The organism is Crassaminicella thermophila, from assembly GCF_008152325.1.
GTDB lineage: Bacteria > Bacillota > Clostridia > Peptostreptococcales > Thermotaleaceae > Crassaminicella_A > Crassaminicella_A thermophila.
In genome coordinates, this window is record NZ_CP042243.1 from 858,265 (window position 1) to 875,346 (window position 17,082).

At 31.4% G+C, this 17,082-nt stretch carries 14 protein-coding genes and 1 pseudogene; all 15 read left to right on the forward strand.

Annotation, left to right across the window (positions count from 1 at the left end; translation table 11 throughout):
* The 15 genes and pseudogenes from nuoF to FQB35_RS03980 all read left to right on the forward strand — a co-directional run bounded on the left by nuoF (nucleotide 1) and on the right by FQB35_RS03980 (nucleotide 17,040).
* Nucleotides 1-1,797 (forward strand): NADH-quinone oxidoreductase subunit NuoF, encoded by a 1,797-nt coding sequence (gene nuoF / locus FQB35_RS03910; RefSeq protein ID WP_148808730.1) that lies wholly within the window; start codon nucleotides 1-3, stop codon nucleotides 1,795-1,797.
* A gap of 36 nt (nucleotides 1,798-1,833) precedes the next feature.
* Nucleotides 1,834-3,636: an NADH-dependent [FeFe] hydrogenase, group A6 gene (locus FQB35_RS03915; protein ID WP_148808731.1), complete on the forward strand. Its 1,803-nt coding sequence runs from the start codon at nucleotides 1,834-1,836 to the stop codon at nucleotides 3,634-3,636.
* A 405-nt stretch (nucleotides 3,637-4,041) separates the two neighbouring features.
* Nucleotides 4,042-4,287, forward strand: coding sequence for a TM1266 family iron-only hydrogenase system putative regulator (locus tag FQB35_RS03920; protein WP_148808732.1), 246 nt, complete (start codon nucleotides 4,042-4,044; stop codon nucleotides 4,285-4,287).
* Between the two features lie 14 nt (nucleotides 4,288-4,301).
* Complete coding sequence (hydG, locus tag FQB35_RS03925) at nucleotides 4,302-5,678, forward strand: [FeFe] hydrogenase H-cluster radical SAM maturase HydG (RefSeq protein ID WP_148808733.1); 1,377 nt, start codon at nucleotides 4,302-4,304, stop codon at nucleotides 5,676-5,678.
* Nucleotides 5,679-5,687: 9 nt separating this feature from the next.
* Nucleotides 5,688-7,019 (forward strand): [FeFe] hydrogenase H-cluster radical SAM maturase HydE, encoded by a 1,332-nt coding sequence (gene hydE / locus FQB35_RS03930; RefSeq protein ID WP_148808734.1) that lies wholly within the window; start codon nucleotides 5,688-5,690, stop codon nucleotides 7,017-7,019.
* Nucleotides 6,997-8,225 (forward strand): annotated as a pseudogene (gene hydF, locus FQB35_RS03935) ([FeFe] hydrogenase H-cluster maturation GTPase HydF). The gene hydE and the pseudogene hydF overlap by 23 nt, the downstream one beginning before the upstream one ends.
* Nucleotides 8,226-8,309: 84 nt before the next feature.
* Entirely contained in the window at nucleotides 8,310-9,668 is a 1,359-nt protein-coding gene (locus tag FQB35_RS03940; protein ID WP_148808735.1) for an extracellular solute-binding protein, read from the forward strand.
* Between the two features lie 54 nt (nucleotides 9,669-9,722).
* Nucleotides 9,723-10,628: a UDP-N-acetylmuramate dehydrogenase gene (murB, locus tag FQB35_RS03945; RefSeq protein ID WP_408625488.1), complete on the forward strand. Its 906-nt coding sequence runs from the start codon at nucleotides 9,723-9,725 to the stop codon at nucleotides 10,626-10,628.
* A gap of 26 nt (nucleotides 10,629-10,654) precedes the next feature.
* Nucleotides 10,655-11,386 (forward strand): PHP domain-containing protein, encoded by a 732-nt coding sequence (locus FQB35_RS03950; RefSeq protein ID WP_148808737.1) that lies wholly within the window; start codon nucleotides 10,655-10,657, stop codon nucleotides 11,384-11,386.
* Between the two features lie 19 nt (nucleotides 11,387-11,405).
* A complete protein-coding gene (gene rapZ / locus FQB35_RS03955) occupies nucleotides 11,406-12,272 on the forward strand; it encodes an RNase adapter RapZ (RefSeq protein WP_148808738.1) in 867 nt (288 codons plus the stop codon).
* Between the two features lie 5 nt (nucleotides 12,273-12,277).
* Nucleotides 12,278-13,555 carry a gluconeogenesis factor YvcK family protein gene (locus FQB35_RS03960; protein ID WP_148808739.1) on the forward strand — a complete coding sequence of 426 codons (1,278 nt, stop codon included), beginning with the start codon at nucleotides 12,278-12,280 and terminating at the stop codon, nucleotides 13,553-13,555.
* Nucleotides 13,556-13,824: 269 nt separating this feature from the next.
* The gene (locus tag FQB35_RS03965) at nucleotides 13,825-14,247 is read left to right on the forward strand and encodes an NUDIX hydrolase (RefSeq protein WP_148808740.1); all 423 of its coding nucleotides are present in this window, start codon (nucleotides 13,825-13,827) and stop codon (nucleotides 14,245-14,247) included.
* A gap of 268 nt (nucleotides 14,248-14,515) precedes the next feature.
* Nucleotides 14,516-15,475, forward strand: a complete 960-nt coding sequence (whiA, locus tag FQB35_RS03970) for a DNA-binding protein WhiA (protein ID WP_148810750.1) — start codon at nucleotides 14,516-14,518, stop codon at nucleotides 15,473-15,475.
* Entirely contained in the window at nucleotides 15,476-15,742 is a 267-nt protein-coding gene (locus tag FQB35_RS03975; protein ID WP_148808741.1) for an HPr family phosphocarrier protein, read from the forward strand.
* A gap of 227 nt (nucleotides 15,743-15,969) precedes the next feature.
* Entirely contained in the window at nucleotides 15,970-17,040 is a 1,071-nt protein-coding gene (locus tag FQB35_RS03980) for an HD-GYP domain-containing protein (protein WP_168198230.1), read from the forward strand.
* The last annotated feature ends 42 nt before the right edge of the window (nucleotides 17,041-17,082 follow it).

Below are 17,082 nucleotides of genomic sequence, written 5' to 3' on the forward strand. Positions count from 1 at the left end.
ATGGAATTATATAGAGCACATGTCCTAATCTGTGGTGGTACGGGTTGTACTTCTTCAGGTTCAGAAACACTTATCGATACTTTTAATAAAGAGCTAGAGAAAAATAACTTAACAAATGAAGTGAAAATTGTTAAAACAGGATGTTTTGGTTTATGTGAAGCAGGACCAATTGTTATTGTATATCCTGAGGGAGCTTTTTATAGCCATGTAAAAATTGAAGATGTAAAAAGAATTACAGAAGAACACTTATTAAAGGGAAGAATTGTAAAAGATTTATTGTTTAAAGAAGCAATAGAGGAAGACAAGGTTCGTTCTATAAATGAAGTAGATTTTTACAAAAAACAAAAAAGGGTTGCACTTAGAAACTGTGGTGTAATCAACCCTGAAGATATTAAAGAATATATTGCTTTTGATGGATACAAAGCATTAGGAAAAGTTCTTACAGAAATGACAAGAGAAGAAGTAATCGATACAATTAAAAAATCTGGACTTCGTGGTCGTGGAGGCGGTGGTTTCCCAACAGGACTTAAGTGGGAATTCACATACAAGGCACAGGGAGATCAAAAATATGTAGCTTGTAACGCAGATGAAGGGGACCCTGGTGCATTTATGGATAGATCTGTACTTGAGGGAGATCCACATGCTCTTGTAGAAGCTATGGCAATAGCAGCTTATGCAGTAGGTGCAAATCAAGGATATGTATATGTAAGAGCAGAATATCCAATTGCTGTACACAGATTACAAATTGCTATTGATCAAGCAAGAGAATATGGATTATTAGGAAAAAATATTTTTGATACAGACTTTGAGTTTGATTTAGAAATAAGACTTGGTGCAGGAGCATTCGTTTGTGGTGAAGAAACAGCACTTCTTAATTCTATAGAAGGTAAAAGAGGTATGCCAAGACCAAGACCACCTTTCCCAGCAGTTAAAGGTTTATGGCAAAAACCAACATTATTAAACAATGTTGAAACTTATGCAAATGTACCTCAAATCATTCTAAATGGTGCAGAATGGTTTGCAAGTATGGGAACAGAAAAATCAAAAGGAACAAAAGTATTTGCATTAGGTGGAAAGATAAATAATACTGGACTTCTTGAAATCCCTATGGGAACAACATTAAGAGAAGTTATCTATGAAATTGGTGGCGGAATACCAAATGGAAAGAAATTTAAAGCAGTACAAACAGGTGGACCATCTGGTGGATGTATTACTGCTGATTATTTAGATACACCAATTGATTACGACAATCTTATTGCTCTAGGATCTATGATGGGTTCAGGTGGTATGATTGTAATGGATGAAGATAACTGTATGGTTGACGTTGCAAGATTCTTCTTAGACTTTACAGTAGATGAAAGCTGTGGTAAGTGTCCTCCATGTAGAATCGGTACAAAGAGAATGTTAGAAATATTAGATAAGATTACATCAGGTAAGGGAGAACCAGAAGATATTGATAAGCTTGAAAGATTAGCGCAAAGTATTAAAGCTTCTGCTTTATGTGGATTAGGTCAAACAGCTCCAAACCCTGTATTATCTACATTAAAATATTTTAGAGATGAGTATGAAGCACATGTAAATGAGAAGAGATGTCCAGCAGGGGTATGTCAAGAGTTATTATCTTACACAGTTGACCCTGAATTATGTAAAAAATGTGGTATTTGTGCAAACAAATGTCCTGTTAATTGTATAGATGGAGTAAAAGGAAAAGAAGTATATACAATTGATACAGAAAAATGTATTAAGTGTGGCGCTTGTATGGAAGCATGTCCATTCAAAGCAATAAGCAAGAAGTAAGTTCTGCTATCTTAAAGGAAAAGGAGAGTGACAATAGTGGAAAAAGTTACTTTAACCATTGATAATATAAAAGTCGAAGTCCCAAAAGATTATACAATTCTTCAAGCTGCTAAGCTTGCTGGTATAGACATTCCTACTTTATGTTATTTAAAGGATATAAATGAAATAGGAGCTTGTCGTGTATGTTTAGTTGAAGTAGAAGGAGCAAGAGCTTTGCAAGCTTCTTGTGTGCATCCAGTTGCAGAGGGAATGGTTGTAAAAACAAATACAAAGAAGGTAAGAGATGCTAGAAAATCAAACGTAGAGTTGATTCTTTCTAACCATAATAGAGAATGTTTAACTTGTGTTAGAAATAAAAACTGTGAATTACAAAATATTGCAGATGAATTAGGAATTAGTGAAATTCCTTTTGAAGGAGAAAAAACTGAAACAGTGATTGATGATCAGTCTTACTCTATTGTAAGAGATCAAAGCAAATGTATTCTTTGTGGAAGATGTGTAAATGTATGTAAAAATGTACAAGGAATAGGTATTCTTGATTTTGTTAATAGAGGATTTGAAACAAGAGTAGCTCCTGCTTTTGAAAAAAGCATGGCAGATGTACCATGTATTTATTGTGGACAATGTATTACTGCTTGTCCAGTAGGTGCATTAAAAGAAAAAGATGATATTGATAAAGTATGGGATGTTCTTGATAATCCTGATGTACATGTTGTAGTACAAACAGCTCCAGCTGTAAGAGCAGCACTTGGAGAAGAATTTGGACTACCTATAGGAACAAGAGTTACAGGTAAAATGGTTGCAGCTCTTAAAAGACTTGGATTTGATAAAGTTTATGATACAGACTTTGCAGCTGACTTAACAATCATGGAAGAAGGAACAGAATTATTAGGTAGAATCCAAAATGGTGGAAAGCTTCCAATGATTACTTCTTGTTCACCAGGTTGGATTAGATTCTGTGAATTTAATTATCCAGAGTTTTTAGATAACTTATCAACATGTAAATCACCACAACAAATGATGGGTGCTATTATTAAATCTTATTATGCACAAAAGAATGATATTGACCCTAAAAATATATGTGTTGTTTCAATAATGCCATGTACTTCTAAAAAGACAGAATCACAAAGAAATGAAATGAATGTAAATGGTATTAGAGATGTAGATATTGTATTAACTACAAGAGAATTGGCAAAAATGATCAAGCAAGCAAGAATTAAATTCTTAGAGCTTGAAGATGAAAAATATGATCAAGATTTATTAGGTGATTATACAGGTGCTGGTGTAATCTTTGGTGTTACTGGAGGGGTTATGGAAGCAGCTTTAAGAACAGTAGCAGAAGTATTAGAAGGAAAATCCTTTGAAAATGTTGAGTACGAAGCTGTAAGAGGTGTTGAAGGAGTAAAAGAAGCAACAGTAGTATTAGGCGGAAAAGAAATTAAGGTTGCTGTTGCTCATGGAACAGCTAATGCAGCAAAAGTACTAGATATGGTAAAAGCAGGAGAGAAGGATTATCACTTTATTGAAGTTATGGCATGTCCTGGAGGATGTGTATGTGGTGGAGGTCAGCCACATGTTTCTGCTAAAACAAAAATGGATATAGATGTAAAAGCAGAAAGAGCAAAAGCATTGTATGAAGAAGATGAGCTTCTTACAATTAGAAAATCTCATGAAAATCCACAAATCAAAAAGCTTTATGAAGATTTCTTAGGAAAGCCAAATAGTCATAAAGCACATGAATTATTACACACTCATTATGCTGCTAAGGAGCAATTTCCTACAGATTCATGCTGTCAAGAAGCAGCTGCAACAAAAGATTGCGATTGCGGTTGTAAATAATAAATAAAAGGTAGATGTTTTTCATCTACCTTTTATTATAATTTTAAAACAATATTGAAAATTATATGGAAAAATTATAAAATATAATTGTAATCTGACTGATGGATTTTATTCATCAGGAGGATTTTTTTATAAAACTAATTGCAAGGAATTTTCTGAGCAAAAGGTAAGAAGGTGATCTTATGTGCAAATAATTATTTTGTATAGAAACTTTCCTTATCTTTGAGGAAAGTTTTTTTATTCTATATGAAATTATAAATTTTTTGAACTGTTGATAACTTTGGTAACTGAATAAAAGTATCAACTATTTTGAGCAACGGAGTCCGTTAGGACTCGTTGGCGACATGAGCCATGCGATAGCATGAAGCGAATTTTTTATTGAGTAAATAGGAAGGGGAAAAGGTTATGAACAAACGAATAGGTGTTGTAGCAATTATCGTTGAAAATAGAGAGAATGTAGATGATGTAAATAAATTGTTGAGCAATTTTGGAGAGATTATCGTTGGAAGAATGGGGATACCTTATAAGGAAAAGGATGTAAGCGTTATTTCTATTATTGTAGACGGTACAACTGATGAAATAGGAGCATTAACAGGAAAGCTAGGAAGACTTACTGGAGTGAATGTAAAAAGTGCACTAACCAAAAAATAATTTAGGGAGTGAATATGGTGAATACACATGAAATTATCAATGAGGAAAAAATACATGATCTTTTAGAGAAAGGTAAAAAAGCTAGTAAAAAAGAGATATTAGAAATCATTGAAAAAGCAAGAGATTGTTACGGTCTTACATTAGAAGAAGCTGCTGTTTTGTTGCAGATAGAGGATACTCAGTTGTTAGAAAAATTGTTTGATGCAGCAAGATATATAAAAGATAAGATATATGGTAATCGTATTGTTATCTTTGCACCTCTTTATACGAGCAATGAGTGTACGAATAATTGCTTATACTGTGGTTTTAGATCAGCAAACAAGGAACTTCATAGAAGAACGTTAAGCGCAGATGAAGTTGTAAATGAAGCGAGGGCTATAGAGAGTCAGGGACATAAAAGAATTTTATTGGTATGCGGAGAGGACCCTAAAAAGACTCATATTGATCATATTACTGATTCGGTAAGTGCAATATATGAAAATGTTGATATTAGAAGAATTAATGTAAATGCAGCTCCTATGAGTGTGGAAGATTTTAAAAAGTTGAAGGCAGTAGGGATTGGAACTTTTCAAATTTTTCAAGAAACTTATCATAGAGAAACTTATAAAAAAATGCATCCAACAGGATTTAAGTCTGATTATGATTATCGCTTAACAGCTATTGAGAGAGCTTTTGAAGCAGGTATTGATGATTTTGGTATTGGAGCTTTATTAGGATTATATGATTATAAGTTTGATGTATTAGGAACACTTATGCATTCACAGTATATGGATGATAAATATAGTGTAGGGCCTCATACTATATCTATACCAAGGTTAAGACCAGCATTAGGCTCTGCTCTTGAGACGGTACCTTATCCAATTAATGATGAGGAATTTAAAAAGATTATTGCAGTTTATCGATTAACTGTTCCTTATACAGGGATTATACTTTCAACTAGGGAAGCTCCTGCACTTCGAGATGAGTTGCTTAATTTAGGGGTTTCTCAAATATCAGCAGGCTCAAGAACAAATCCTGGAGGATATGAAGAAGATGATAGAGAAGCGACACAATTTGAAACAAGTGATGAAAGAACTCTTGATGAAATGCTGCAAGTAGTTTGTGAACAAGGACATCTTCCAAGCTTTTGTACGGCTTGTTATAGAGCAAATAGAACAGGAGAAGCTTTTATGGAGCTTGCTAAGGATGCACATATACATGAGTTTTGTCAGCCAAATGCAATTTTAACATTTAAAGAGAATTTAGTTAGATTTGCATCAGCTAAAACGAAAGAAAAAGGAGAAAAAATGATTGAAAAGGAACTTCAAAAAATTGAAGATGAAAAGGTAAAAGCAGAGACAATTAAGAGACTAGAAAGAATTGAAAATGGAGAAAAAGATCTATACTTTTAGGAGGAAGGAATGGAGCAAAAGCCGAAATACTATTTGATTATGGCAGGATCAACAAACCATATGCTAAGAGGAGATCAATTATTAAAGGATTCGGGACTAAAAACTGCTTTAGTTCCTGCTCCTTCTGAATATGGTTCTGTATGTGCCATTGCTATCAAGGTAAAAACAGAAGATTTAAAACAAGCAGAAGTTATTTTAAAAGAAAATGAAATAAAGCTTGAAGGTATTTATCCAGAAATTCCAAAGAAGCTTTCAGGACTTGTAGAGAAATTGTATCAATCTGTTATTTCTGATGATTTTCTTATGATACTTAAAAAAGTAGAAGAAGGAGAAGAATTAAGCTTTGAAGATATTGTAAGACTTCTTAAAACAGAGAGAAAGGCAGAAATGGATGCTTTATTTGATGCAGCAGATAGAATGAGAAAAGAAATTATTGGAGATACGGTAGATATAAGAGGTGCAATAGAGTTTTCAAATATATGCAGAAAAGACTGTAAATACTGTGGTGTTAGAAAGAGCCTAAATGATTTAAAGCGTTACAGAATGAGTGAAGATGAAATTATGGATGTTGTTCATCAAATACACAAAATAGGACTTCAAACAGTTATTTTGCAGTCTGGAGAGGATTTATGGTGGACACCTGAAAAAATTGTATCCATTATTAAAAGAATAAAGAAAGAAACAGGGATGAGAATTACATTAAGTATAGGAGAAAGACCAAAAGAGGAATATGCTTTATATAAAAAAATGGGTGCAGATAATTTCTTATTAAAAATTGAGACTACAAATAAAGATATTTTTAAATTTATTCATCCAGATGATGATTTTAATATTAGAAAGCAATGTTCTAGTTGGCTAAGAGAGTTAGGATACCTAAATGGATCAGGAAATATAATTGGTCTTCCTGGACAGAGAGTTGAGGATATTGCAAGAGATATTATTTACTTTAAAGAAATGGGAATTAATATGATTGGGATAGGACCTTTTCTTCCAGCAAAAGGGACACCATTTGAAAAATATCCACCAGGAAGTGTTGATATGACTTTAAAAGCAGTAGCTGTTACAAGGATTGTTTGTAAGAGAGTATTTTTACCAGCAACTACAGCTTTAGCTACATTAGATCCTGATGGACAAACAAAAGCATTAAAGGCTGGAGCAAATACTATTATGTTAATTAATACACCAGTGAAATATCGCTATAATTATCAGATATATAGTGAGAAAAATATGGTTGATTTAGAGAGTGCATATAAAGCAATAACAGAATCAGGAAGAAAATTTCCACCTTATTTAAAAATAGATTTGGAGGAGTTAAAAGATGCAGGAGACACCAAGAAGTAATAGATTGCATATTGCAATATTCGGAAAAAGAAATGCAGGAAAGTCAAGTTTAATAAATGCCCTTACTAATCAAGATATTGCCCTTGTGTCAAATGTAGCGGGTACGACGACAGATCCTGTTTATAAAGCGATGGAAATATTGCCTATAGGACCTGTAGTTATTATCGATACAGCAGGAATTGATGATGAAGGAACTTTAGGAGAATTAAGGATTAAAAAAAGACATATGATGTTTTGAATAAGACTGAATTAGCTGTTTTGGTAGTAACAGCACAATATGGCGTTACGGATTTTGACAGAGAAATTATTGAAAGAATAAAAGAAAAGAAAATTCCAATGCTAGGTGTTGTAAATAAAGCAGATTTAGAAATAATAGAAGATTCTATTATTAAAGAATGGGAAAAAACCTATAAGATTCCTTTTATAAAGGTGAGTGCAAAAGAGAAGGAAGGAATTGAAAATTTAAAACAAAAAATTATTGAAACAGCAAATATAGAAAAGCATGAAAAGGTAATAGTGGGAGATTTATTAGACCCTTATGATTTTGTAGTATTAGTAACTCCTATAGATAAGGCAGCTCCTAAGGGAAGAATGATTTTGCCTCAACAGCAGACAATAAGGGATGTAATTGATCATGGAGCAGTAGCGATTGTAACAAGAGAAACAGAATTGAAAAATACTTTAAATGGATTAGGGAAAAAACCAAAACTTGTTATTACTGATTCTCAAGCCTTTGAAAAGGTAGATAAGGATACTCCAAAAGATATTCCTTTAACTTCATTTTCTATATTATTTGCAAGGTATAAGGGTGAATTAGAACCTTTAGTATCAGGAGTAAATAGAATAAAAGCTTTAAATATAGGTGATAATGTATTGATTTGTGAAGCATGTACTCATCATAGACAAGAAGGGGATATAGGTAGAGACAAAATACCGAGATGGCTTGAAGAGATAGTAGGGGGAAAACTAAATTTTGAGTGGACATCAGGTACACGTTATCCAGAACCTGAAGAAATGAAGAAGTTTGATTTGATTGTTCATTGCGGAGGGTGTATGTTAAATCCTAAAGAAATGGAGTTTAGGATAAATCAGGCAGTAGAAAATAATATGCCTATAGTAAATTATGGTGTTTTGATAGGGTTTGTAACGGGAGTTTTAGAAAGAGCATTAGAACCTTTTCCAGAAATAAAGAAGCTTATGAGATAAAAAAGCTGCAATCTTTTGATTGCAGCTTTTTATTTTGCATATAGGATATGTGTTGATAATAAATATAAATAGGAGGTGAAGGCGATGAGAAATAAAAAATACAGCCCATATAGGCTTTTTTTATGTTTATTATTGTGTGCTTTTATAATTTTTGGTCCGTTTTATTTTATAGAGAATAGACCTGAAAATAAAGTAGAGGATGTAAAAGAAACGAAATGGAGGGGAGTGATTACTCTTTGGGATTATCCACATTTAGATGTTAAAAATGGTACTAGGTTTGGATGGATTTTAGGTAAGATAAAAAAGTTTGAAAGAGAAAATCCAGGGGTTTACATAGAATTAAAACCATTAGATTTAAAAACTGGACCGTACGAAATAGAAACAGCTATAAAGACTAAGACTTATCCAGATATTGCACCTGTTGGTGCTGATTTTACAGTTATACATCAAAATATTTTAGAACCAGTAGATTCATACTTAACAAAAGAAGAATTAAATGATTACAGGCCGCAGAGTTTAGCTGCTGTACGATATAATGGTAAAATATGGGGATTTCCTTGTATGATGACTACTTATACTATGTTTTTAAATCTAGATTTATTTCATGAAAAGGGGGTAAATCCTCCTAAGGATGGAAATTGGACTTATGATGAGTTTGTGAATACCCTAAAGGAACTTACTTATGACAAAGATGGAGATGGAGAAAATGATATATATGGATTTAATTCTTTTATTGGAGAAAATGATTATAATACATGGGGGATTTTATTATCTGATGGAGCAAAAATATTTGATAAGAATTTAGTGTATAAATTTTATGATAAAAAAGCAGTAAGTGGCTTAAAAAAGCTTACTGATTTAAAGCTTAAATATAAAGTAACACCAAAAAATTTTGGGCAAAATACAGAAAGGGAAGCTTGGGAAAGCTTTTATAAAGAAAAAAAAGTTGCAGTATATCCTACTGGAACATGGGCTGTTAATGTATTGAATAAATTAAGGAATGAAGGAAAAGGATTTGAATTTGCTATAGCCAATTATCCTATAGGAAAAAAAGGCACTCCTGTATCAATATGCAAAAATACTTCTGCTTATGGTATATTTAAGCAAGAGGATAAGGAAAAACTTAATATGTGCGTAAAGTTTTTAAAGTTTATTTCTCAAGAAAAGTATCAAAAGGAACTTTATCGATTAGGTGCTTTCCCTGTTAAAAAGAGTGTAGGAGAAATCTATAAAAATGATAGGATCATGTCTACAATAGAAAAGAATCTAGTATATACTCAAAATATCCCACATCATCCTAATTGGTTAAAGATTGAAGGAATATTGCAAAGCCAAATTAGACAGGTACTTTTAGAAGAAAAGTCGATACAGGATGCAATAAATGATGCAAAGAGAAAGATTATGACTTATAATGAAATAGCGAAAAAAATGAATCGGAAGTAGCCTTATATGGTATACTTAAAATAAAAAATATAGGGAGAGAAAACTGTGGATATAATAAATGTTTATAATAAATTGATAGAAAAAATTAAAGCAAAGAATATATTAAAAGATGAACCAATGTATAAGCATACTTCTTTTAAAATAGGAGGTCCTACAGACCTTATGGTATTACCATATTCAATAGAAGAGGTTAAGCATGCTATAAAGGTTTGCAAGGAATATGATGTAGATTATTATATAATGGGCAATGGAAGCAACCTCCTTGTTCGTGATAAGGGTATACGAGGTGTAGTTATAAAAATTGCTGAAAATTTTAATAAGGTAGAGATAAATGGAAATGAAGTGACTGCACAAGCAGGGGTATTGTTATCTGTATTATCAAATATTGTTGCAAATAAAAGCTTAAAAGGATTTGAATTTGCAAGCGGCATTCCAGGTACATTAGGTGGAGCTGTTGCTATGAATGCAGGTGCTTATGGGGGAGAAATAAAGGATGTTTTAGTAGGTGCTACTGTTATAGATGATAAAGGAAATATTATTTATTTAAACAATGAATCATTAGAATTAGGTTATAGAGAAAGCATTATTCAAAGAAAGGGATTTGTCGTATTAGAAGTAAAAATGCAATTTGAAAAAGGAGATTATTCTGAGATAAAAGAAAAAATAAAGGATTTTACCCAAAGAAGAACAACAAAGCAGCCATTGAGCCTTCCAAGTGCTGGAAGTACCTTTAAGAGACCTCCTGGATATTATGCTGGAAAACTTATTGAAGATGCAGGCCTTAAGGGAGTTCGTGTAGGAGGTGCTCAAGTATCTACATTGCATTCAGGGTTTATTGTAAATGTAGATAAAGCTACAGCAGAGGATGTAATATTATTAATGGAGCTAGTTCAAAAGACTGTAAGGGATAAATTTGGTGTTTTATTGAATCCAGAAGTGAAGATTATTGGTCAAGTTTAAGCATAAAGAATGGAAGTGAAGAACGAATGAAAATATTTGCTGATTATCATACACATACATTGTATAGTCATGGAAAAGGAACTATTCAGCAAAATGTAGAAGCTGCAATAAAAAAAGGGTTAACAGAAATTGCGATTTCTGATCATGGTTTTGGACATTTCTTATATGGTATAAAAAAGAATGATTTGCCAAAGATGAGAGAAGAAATTGCTAAGATAAATAAATCTACAGATAAGATAAAAGTAAAGCTTGGAATAGAAGCAAATATAATAAGTATAGATGGCAAACTCGATGTAGATAAAGAAACCTTAAAAAGTTTAGATATTGTATTGGCAGGATATCATTTTGGAGCTATTCCTAAAAATATTATAGACTGCTTTAGAATTCATGGAAATAACTTTTTGGCAAGATATTTTCCAACAGTAGATAGAAAGGTAAGAGTAATAAATACAGATGCAGTAGTTGCTGCTATTTATAACAATCCTATTGATATTTTGACCCATCCAGGGGCTAAGGCAAACATTGATACAAAGGAAGTGGCAAAAGCAGCAGCAAAAATGGGAACAGCCTTAGAGATTAATAGCAGCCATGGACATTTAACTGTAGAATATATAAAGATTGCAATGAAAGAGGGAGCGAAATTTGTCATAAGCAGTGATGCTCATAGACCAGAAGATGTAGGAAATGTAGATAAAGGAATACAAAGGGCAATACAAGCAGAACTTAGCATTGATCAAATTATAAATGCAAAAGAGTAAATAGCAAAGGAGGAGAAATATGAAGTTTGTTATTATTACTGGATTATCAGGAGCTGGAAAAAGCCAGGCGATGAAGAGTATGGAGGATTTAGGATATTACTGTGTTGACAACCTGCCTCCAGCTTTAATTCCTAAATTTACAGACCTTTGCTTTCATGCACAAGGGGAAATCGAAAAAATTGCTTTGGTAATTGATATAAGGGGAGGAAGATTTTTTGATGATTTGTTCAAAAGCTTAGATGTTATAAAAAATCAAGGATATAATTATGAGATTTTATTTTTAGAAGCATCAGATGAGGTGCTTATTAAGAGATTTAAGGAAACAAGAAGAGTACATCCTATAAATCCTAGTGGCAGGATTATAGAAGGGATTACTAAGGAAAGAGAAAAACTAGCAGAGTTAAAGAAAAAGGCAAAATACATTGTTGATACATCAAATTTAACATCAGCTCAGTTAAAGGAAGAAATAAAAAAAATATATATAGAAGGAGTCAAACCTGATAATATAACTATTTTTATCCAATCATTTGGATTTAAGAAGGGAATATTATTAGATGCAGATTTGGTGTTTGATGTAAGATTTCTACCAAATCCACATTATATTGAAACTTTAAGAGATTATACTGGAAATGATAAAGTAGTTCGGGATTATGTTATGAAATGGCCAGAAAGCATTGAATTTGTAGAAAAGCTTAATGATATGATTGATTTTTTAATTCCCCTTTATATAAAAGAAGGAAAATCACAGCTTGTGATAGGAATTGGATGTACAGGAGGGAAGCATAGATCTGTAACGGTAGCAAATATATTATATGAGCGTTTAAAAGATAAAGGACATCGAGTAATTATTAATCATAGAGATTCAGTAAACGCTTTTAGGGAGTAGTTTATATGAACCTACTAGATTGGTTAAAACCAGGTTTAAAAATTAAGAGATGGATTTTTTTATGTTTTATGGGATTTATGCTGATTGTAATAGGTATTTTGCCTGTCGCTTATAAAGTGTTTTATAAAAATACTTCTTTTGATACTTGTATGTCTATTTTGTTTTTAGGGTTTATTTTTATTGGATTTGCTTTGAAAAAAGGGGTTGGATCTTTACTGAATTTAATGGATTTATCCGGTATGAGTACACAAAATAAGATAGAGAAAAAAATGTATGAAAAACGAATTTTAAATAAAGGACCAAAAGTTGTTGTAATTGGAGGGGGAACAGGATTATCTGTTTTGTTAAGGGGACTGAAAAATTTTACATCTAATATTACTGCTATTGTAACAGTAGCAGATGATGGAGGAGGATCTGGCATTCTTCGAGAGGATTTAGGAATGTTACCTCCAGGGGATATTCGAAACTGTATTTTAGCATTAGCAAATACAGAGCCTATTATGGAAAATTTATTGCAGTATAGATTTGAAGAAGGTCAATTAAAGGGACAAAGTTTTGGAAATTTATTAATTGCTGCTATGAATGGTATATCGGGTAATTTTGAAGAAGCAATTAAAAAAATTAATGATGTTTTAGCTGTTACAGGGAAAGTTCTTCCTGTAACATTAGAAGATATAACCCTTTATGCAAAGCTTAAGAATGGAAAAATAATAAAAGGCGAGTCAAAAATTCCTAAAAAGGTAAAAGAATTTAAAAGCCGTATTGAAAAAGTTTTTATCAAGCCAAGGGGCGTAAAACCATTAGATGATGCAGTAGAAGAAATTTATAATGCAGATGTAATTATATTAGGTCCAGGAAGCTTATATACGAGTATTATACCGAATTTATTAGTAGAAGATATTGCAAAAGCTATTAGGGAATCTTCTGCGAGTAAAGTATATGTTACAAATGTTATGACCCAACCAGGAGAAACTGATGAATATGGAGTATGGGATCATGTAAAAGAGATTATTAATTATTTAAATGGACCTGTAATTGATTATGTTTTTGTAAATAATGAGAAAATCCCTGTAGAAACATTAAAAAAATATGCATCAGATGGAGCTGTTCCTATAAGACTTACCAAGAAGGATAAAGAAATACTATATAAAAATCATATAAGGGTTGTAGAAGGCCCGTTTGTAGACATAAAAAAACAATATATAAGACACGATGCAAATAAACTATCTGAGATGATTACAAAATTGGTCAAACAAAATTTTAGCAGTATTGAAAGTGTTTAGATAAAAAATTTAAGAAGAAATATAAAGACACATGCATTCCAAATAACTTTTGAAAAAACTAAAGTCTTTATATTTCTTTTTTTTATTGAGTAAAAAGAGCTTAAAATCTTCATGCAGGACAAAATATATTAATTTATGATATAATATAAAAATAATATTATAGATAGTTTTAAAAGAAATATAAAAAACGTTCATTCTATATTAACGAAAAGTTCATAGAAAAATATAATAGGAGTAAATAGTTTTCATTGTAGTTAGGGGTGGAAGTTATGAGGGAAGAGATAAGCTCTGGAGGTGTAGTTGTTTTCGGAAATGCTATACTGCTTTTACGTAAATATAATGGGGACTGGGTACTGCCAAAAGGAAAAGTGAAAAAAGATGAAAAAATAGATACAGCTGCGATACGAGAAGTCTATGAAGAGGGACGAGTAAAAGCTGAAATTATAAAATATATTGGAAAAATAAAATATTCCTTTAAAAATTGTTGGCAGGATCATGAAATGGTTCATAAAACTGTTCATTGGTATCTTATGAAGACAAGAAGCATGGATTGCCTACCCCTAAAAGAAGAGGGATTTGTAGATGCACGATTTGTTCATATGGATAGGGCTACTGAGTTGGCTAGATACGATGATGAAAGAGAAATTATAAAAAAAGCAATAAAAGAAATAAAAAAAGACCTCAATATTTGAGAGGTCTTTTTAAAGTTTGCTTATCTTTTTATATTTAATAAATTTTAAAATAACGTTCATTCAGGATAATTTTTGAAAAAACTAAACTTAAATTCATAAAAAAATATTTAGTGCAAAAAATAATAAAATGAAAATATAAACAGTTTATTCATATAAATTTTAATAAATTTGTAACAAATTTATGGTATAATATATGAATAATATCCTTTATTTGTATGCCAAAATAAATTTAGCTAGAGACGTTTCGTTTCTGGAAGTAGGTGGTACTATGTCGTTTTCTATGAAGACAAAAAATGAATTATCAAGAATTATATCAGAAGACAGATGCTGTCAGCTTGCAGAGTTATCAGCCCTCATTAGAATGAGTGGGACAATACAATTGGTAGGGTATAAGAAAATAAATATAAAAATTGTAACAGAAAATGCTGCTAGTGCAAGAAAAATTTTTATATTGCTAAAGAAATGTTTTGGTGTACACACAGAATTAAGGGTAAGAAAGAATAAGCTACTAAAAAAGAATAACCATTACATTATTATTATAAGCAGCGATATAGGGGCAAACGATATCCTAAAAAGTGTGGGCATTTTAAGAATGAAAGATGAACAATTCTTTATAGATTATGCCATACCGAAAGAATTAATTGAAAAAAAATGTTGCAAAAGGGCATACTTAAGAGGTGCATTCTTAGGAGCAGGGTCTGTGAGTGACCCAGAAAAAACTTATCACTTAGAATTTGTTACAAGTAGTGAGGAACATAGTGAAGGCTTGAAGGATTTGATTAATTATTTTGAACTTGGTGCAAAGATTGTTCAACGTAAAAGCAGTTATGTAGTATATTTAAAAGAAGGAGATCGAATTGTTGATCTTTTAAATATAATGGGTGCTTATTCAGCCTTATTAAATCTTGAAAATATAAGAATAGTCAAGCAAGTAAGGAATAATGTAAACAGAATTGTAAATTGTGAGACAGCAAACCTAAGTAAGATTGTAAATGCCTCTATGCGGCAGATTAAAAATATAGAATACATTCAAAAGACTGCAGGATTTAAAATACTTCCTGATGGTTTAAGAGAAATAGCAGAGTTAAGACTTGAGTATAAGGAAGCAAGTTTAAAAGAATTAGGACAAATGTTAAATCCACCTGTAGGAAAGTCAGGAGTGAATCATAGGTTAAGAAAAATAGAGAAAATAGCAGAAAAATTAAAGCACAGTGAGGGGGATATATAGATGCTTAAAAAAGAAATTACTGTAATGCATGAACAAGGGCTGCGTGCAAGAGCAGCAGCATTATTTGTACAATTAGCAAATAAATTTACTTCAGATATTATTGTTGAAAAAGATACTAAAAAGATTAATGCAAAAAGTATTATGTGTGTTATGGCGTTAGGATTAGGAAAGGGACAGAAAATTTTGGTGACTATTGATGGACCAGATGAAGAAGAAGCAATGAAAGACTTAGTAAATTTCCTTGAAGAAACGCAGCTTATTTTATAAAACTATTCCTTATTGGAATAGTTTTTTATTTTACGAGATTATAAATATCTTAAAATTGTAGATTATTATTTAAATAAAAAATGATGAAAATTTATGAAATATATAATGAGTATGGAAAAATAGGAATATAGTCACAAATATGGAATAATAATAAGAAAGTGAAGGACTTTGTATAATTATGGCGAATAAATATATGGATAATGACTATCTCAATCTTGGAGGATTACATGCAGAAGATAAATGTTCAATTTTTAAAGCCAGGCATGATTTTAGCAAAAACTATATATGGAAATGATGGACAAATCTTACTAAATCATGGAATAGAACTAAAGGAAAGCTATATTCGTAAGTTAATAAGTCTGGGTATTAGTGGTGTTTATATAGATACAAAAGATACTGAAGATATTGTAATTGAAGATGTTATATGTGAACAGAATAGACTTCAAGCTAAAAATATTATAAGACAAACAATGAAAAATATTCATATGGGAAAAGCAGTATATACAAAGGATTTATTTCGTGCAGTAAGCAATATTCTTGATGATTTGCTAGGAAACAAAGATATTATGTTGAATCTTTCTGATATAAAGGCAGTAGATGATTATACATTTGCACATTCTGTAAATGTTTGTGTATTATCTTTAATAACAGGTATTTCTATGGGATACAATAGAGAAAAGTTAGAAAAATTAGGAATAGGTGCTATTTTGCATGATATTGGTAAAGTTGCAATTCCTAAGGAGATATTGAATAAACCTGGAGCCTTAACGGATGATGAATATAAAATAATAAAAAACCATCCTCGATTGGGATATGATATATTAAAAAAATATACCAATATTAGTAGTTTAAGTGCTATGATTGTACTAACGCATCATGAAAGGTATGATGGGGGAGGGTACCCATTAGGTAAAAAAGAAAAAGAAATTCATGAGTTTTCTAGAATTGTTGCAGTAGCAGATGTGTATGATGCATTAACTTCTGATAGGGTTTATAAAAAGAAAATACTTCCTCATGAAGCGGTAGAGTATTTAATATCTATGGGAAATCATCAATTTGATTATGAAATTGTAAAAAGTTTTGTTATGCATGTTGCTTCTTATCCACTTGGAACAATGGTAAGATTAAGTACAGGAGAAAAGGGAATTGTAGCAGAAGTAGATAAGAATTATCCAAATAGACCAAAAATTAGGTGTCTATGGGATAAGGATGGAAAAAGATATGATAAAGCAGTAGAAATTGAACTGATCAATCATCCAAACATTACAATTATTGATGTATTAGAGAATATTGAATAGTTTTGATATAATAAAGTATGAACTAATGGTTCATGCTTTTTT

What these genes read in the sequence shown, in the direction of transcription:
- FQB35_RS03960 (WP_148808739.1), top strand. Translation starts at nt 12,278, where the DNA reads ATGAACCTACTAGATTGGTTAAAACCAGGTTTAAAAATTAAGAGATGG.
- FQB35_RS03920 (WP_148808732.1), top strand. Translation starts at nt 4,042, where the DNA reads ATGAACAAACGAATAGGTGTTGTAGCAATTATCGTTGAAAATAGAGAG.
- FQB35_RS03980 (WP_168198230.1), top strand. Translation starts at nt 15,970, where the DNA reads ATGCAGAAGATAAATGTTCAATTTTTAAAGCCAGGCATGATTTTAGCA.
- hydG (WP_148808733.1), top strand. Translation starts at nt 4,302, where the DNA reads ATGGTGAATACACATGAAATTATCAATGAGGAAAAAATACATGATCTT.
- hydE (WP_148808734.1), top strand. Translation starts at nt 5,688, where the DNA reads ATGGAGCAAAAGCCGAAATACTATTTGATTATGGCAGGATCAACAAAC.
- FQB35_RS03965 (WP_148808740.1), top strand. Translation starts at nt 13,825, where the DNA reads ATGAGGGAAGAGATAAGCTCTGGAGGTGTAGTTGTTTTCGGAAATGCT.
- FQB35_RS03950 (WP_148808737.1), top strand. Translation starts at nt 10,655, where the DNA reads ATGAAAATATTTGCTGATTATCATACACATACATTGTATAGTCATGGA.
- FQB35_RS03975 (WP_148808741.1), top strand. Translation starts at nt 15,476, where the DNA reads ATGCTTAAAAAAGAAATTACTGTAATGCATGAACAAGGGCTGCGTGCA.
- rapZ (WP_148808738.1), top strand. Translation starts at nt 11,406, where the DNA reads ATGAAGTTTGTTATTATTACTGGATTATCAGGAGCTGGAAAAAGCCAG.
- FQB35_RS03940 (WP_148808735.1), top strand. Translation starts at nt 8,310, where the DNA reads ATGAGAAATAAAAAATACAGCCCATATAGGCTTTTTTTATGTTTATTA.
- whiA (WP_148810750.1), top strand. Translation starts at nt 14,516, where the DNA reads ATGTCGTTTTCTATGAAGACAAAAAATGAATTATCAAGAATTATATCA.
- nuoF (WP_148808730.1), top strand. Translation starts at nt 1, where the DNA reads ATGGAATTATATAGAGCACATGTCCTAATCTGTGGTGGTACGGGTTGT.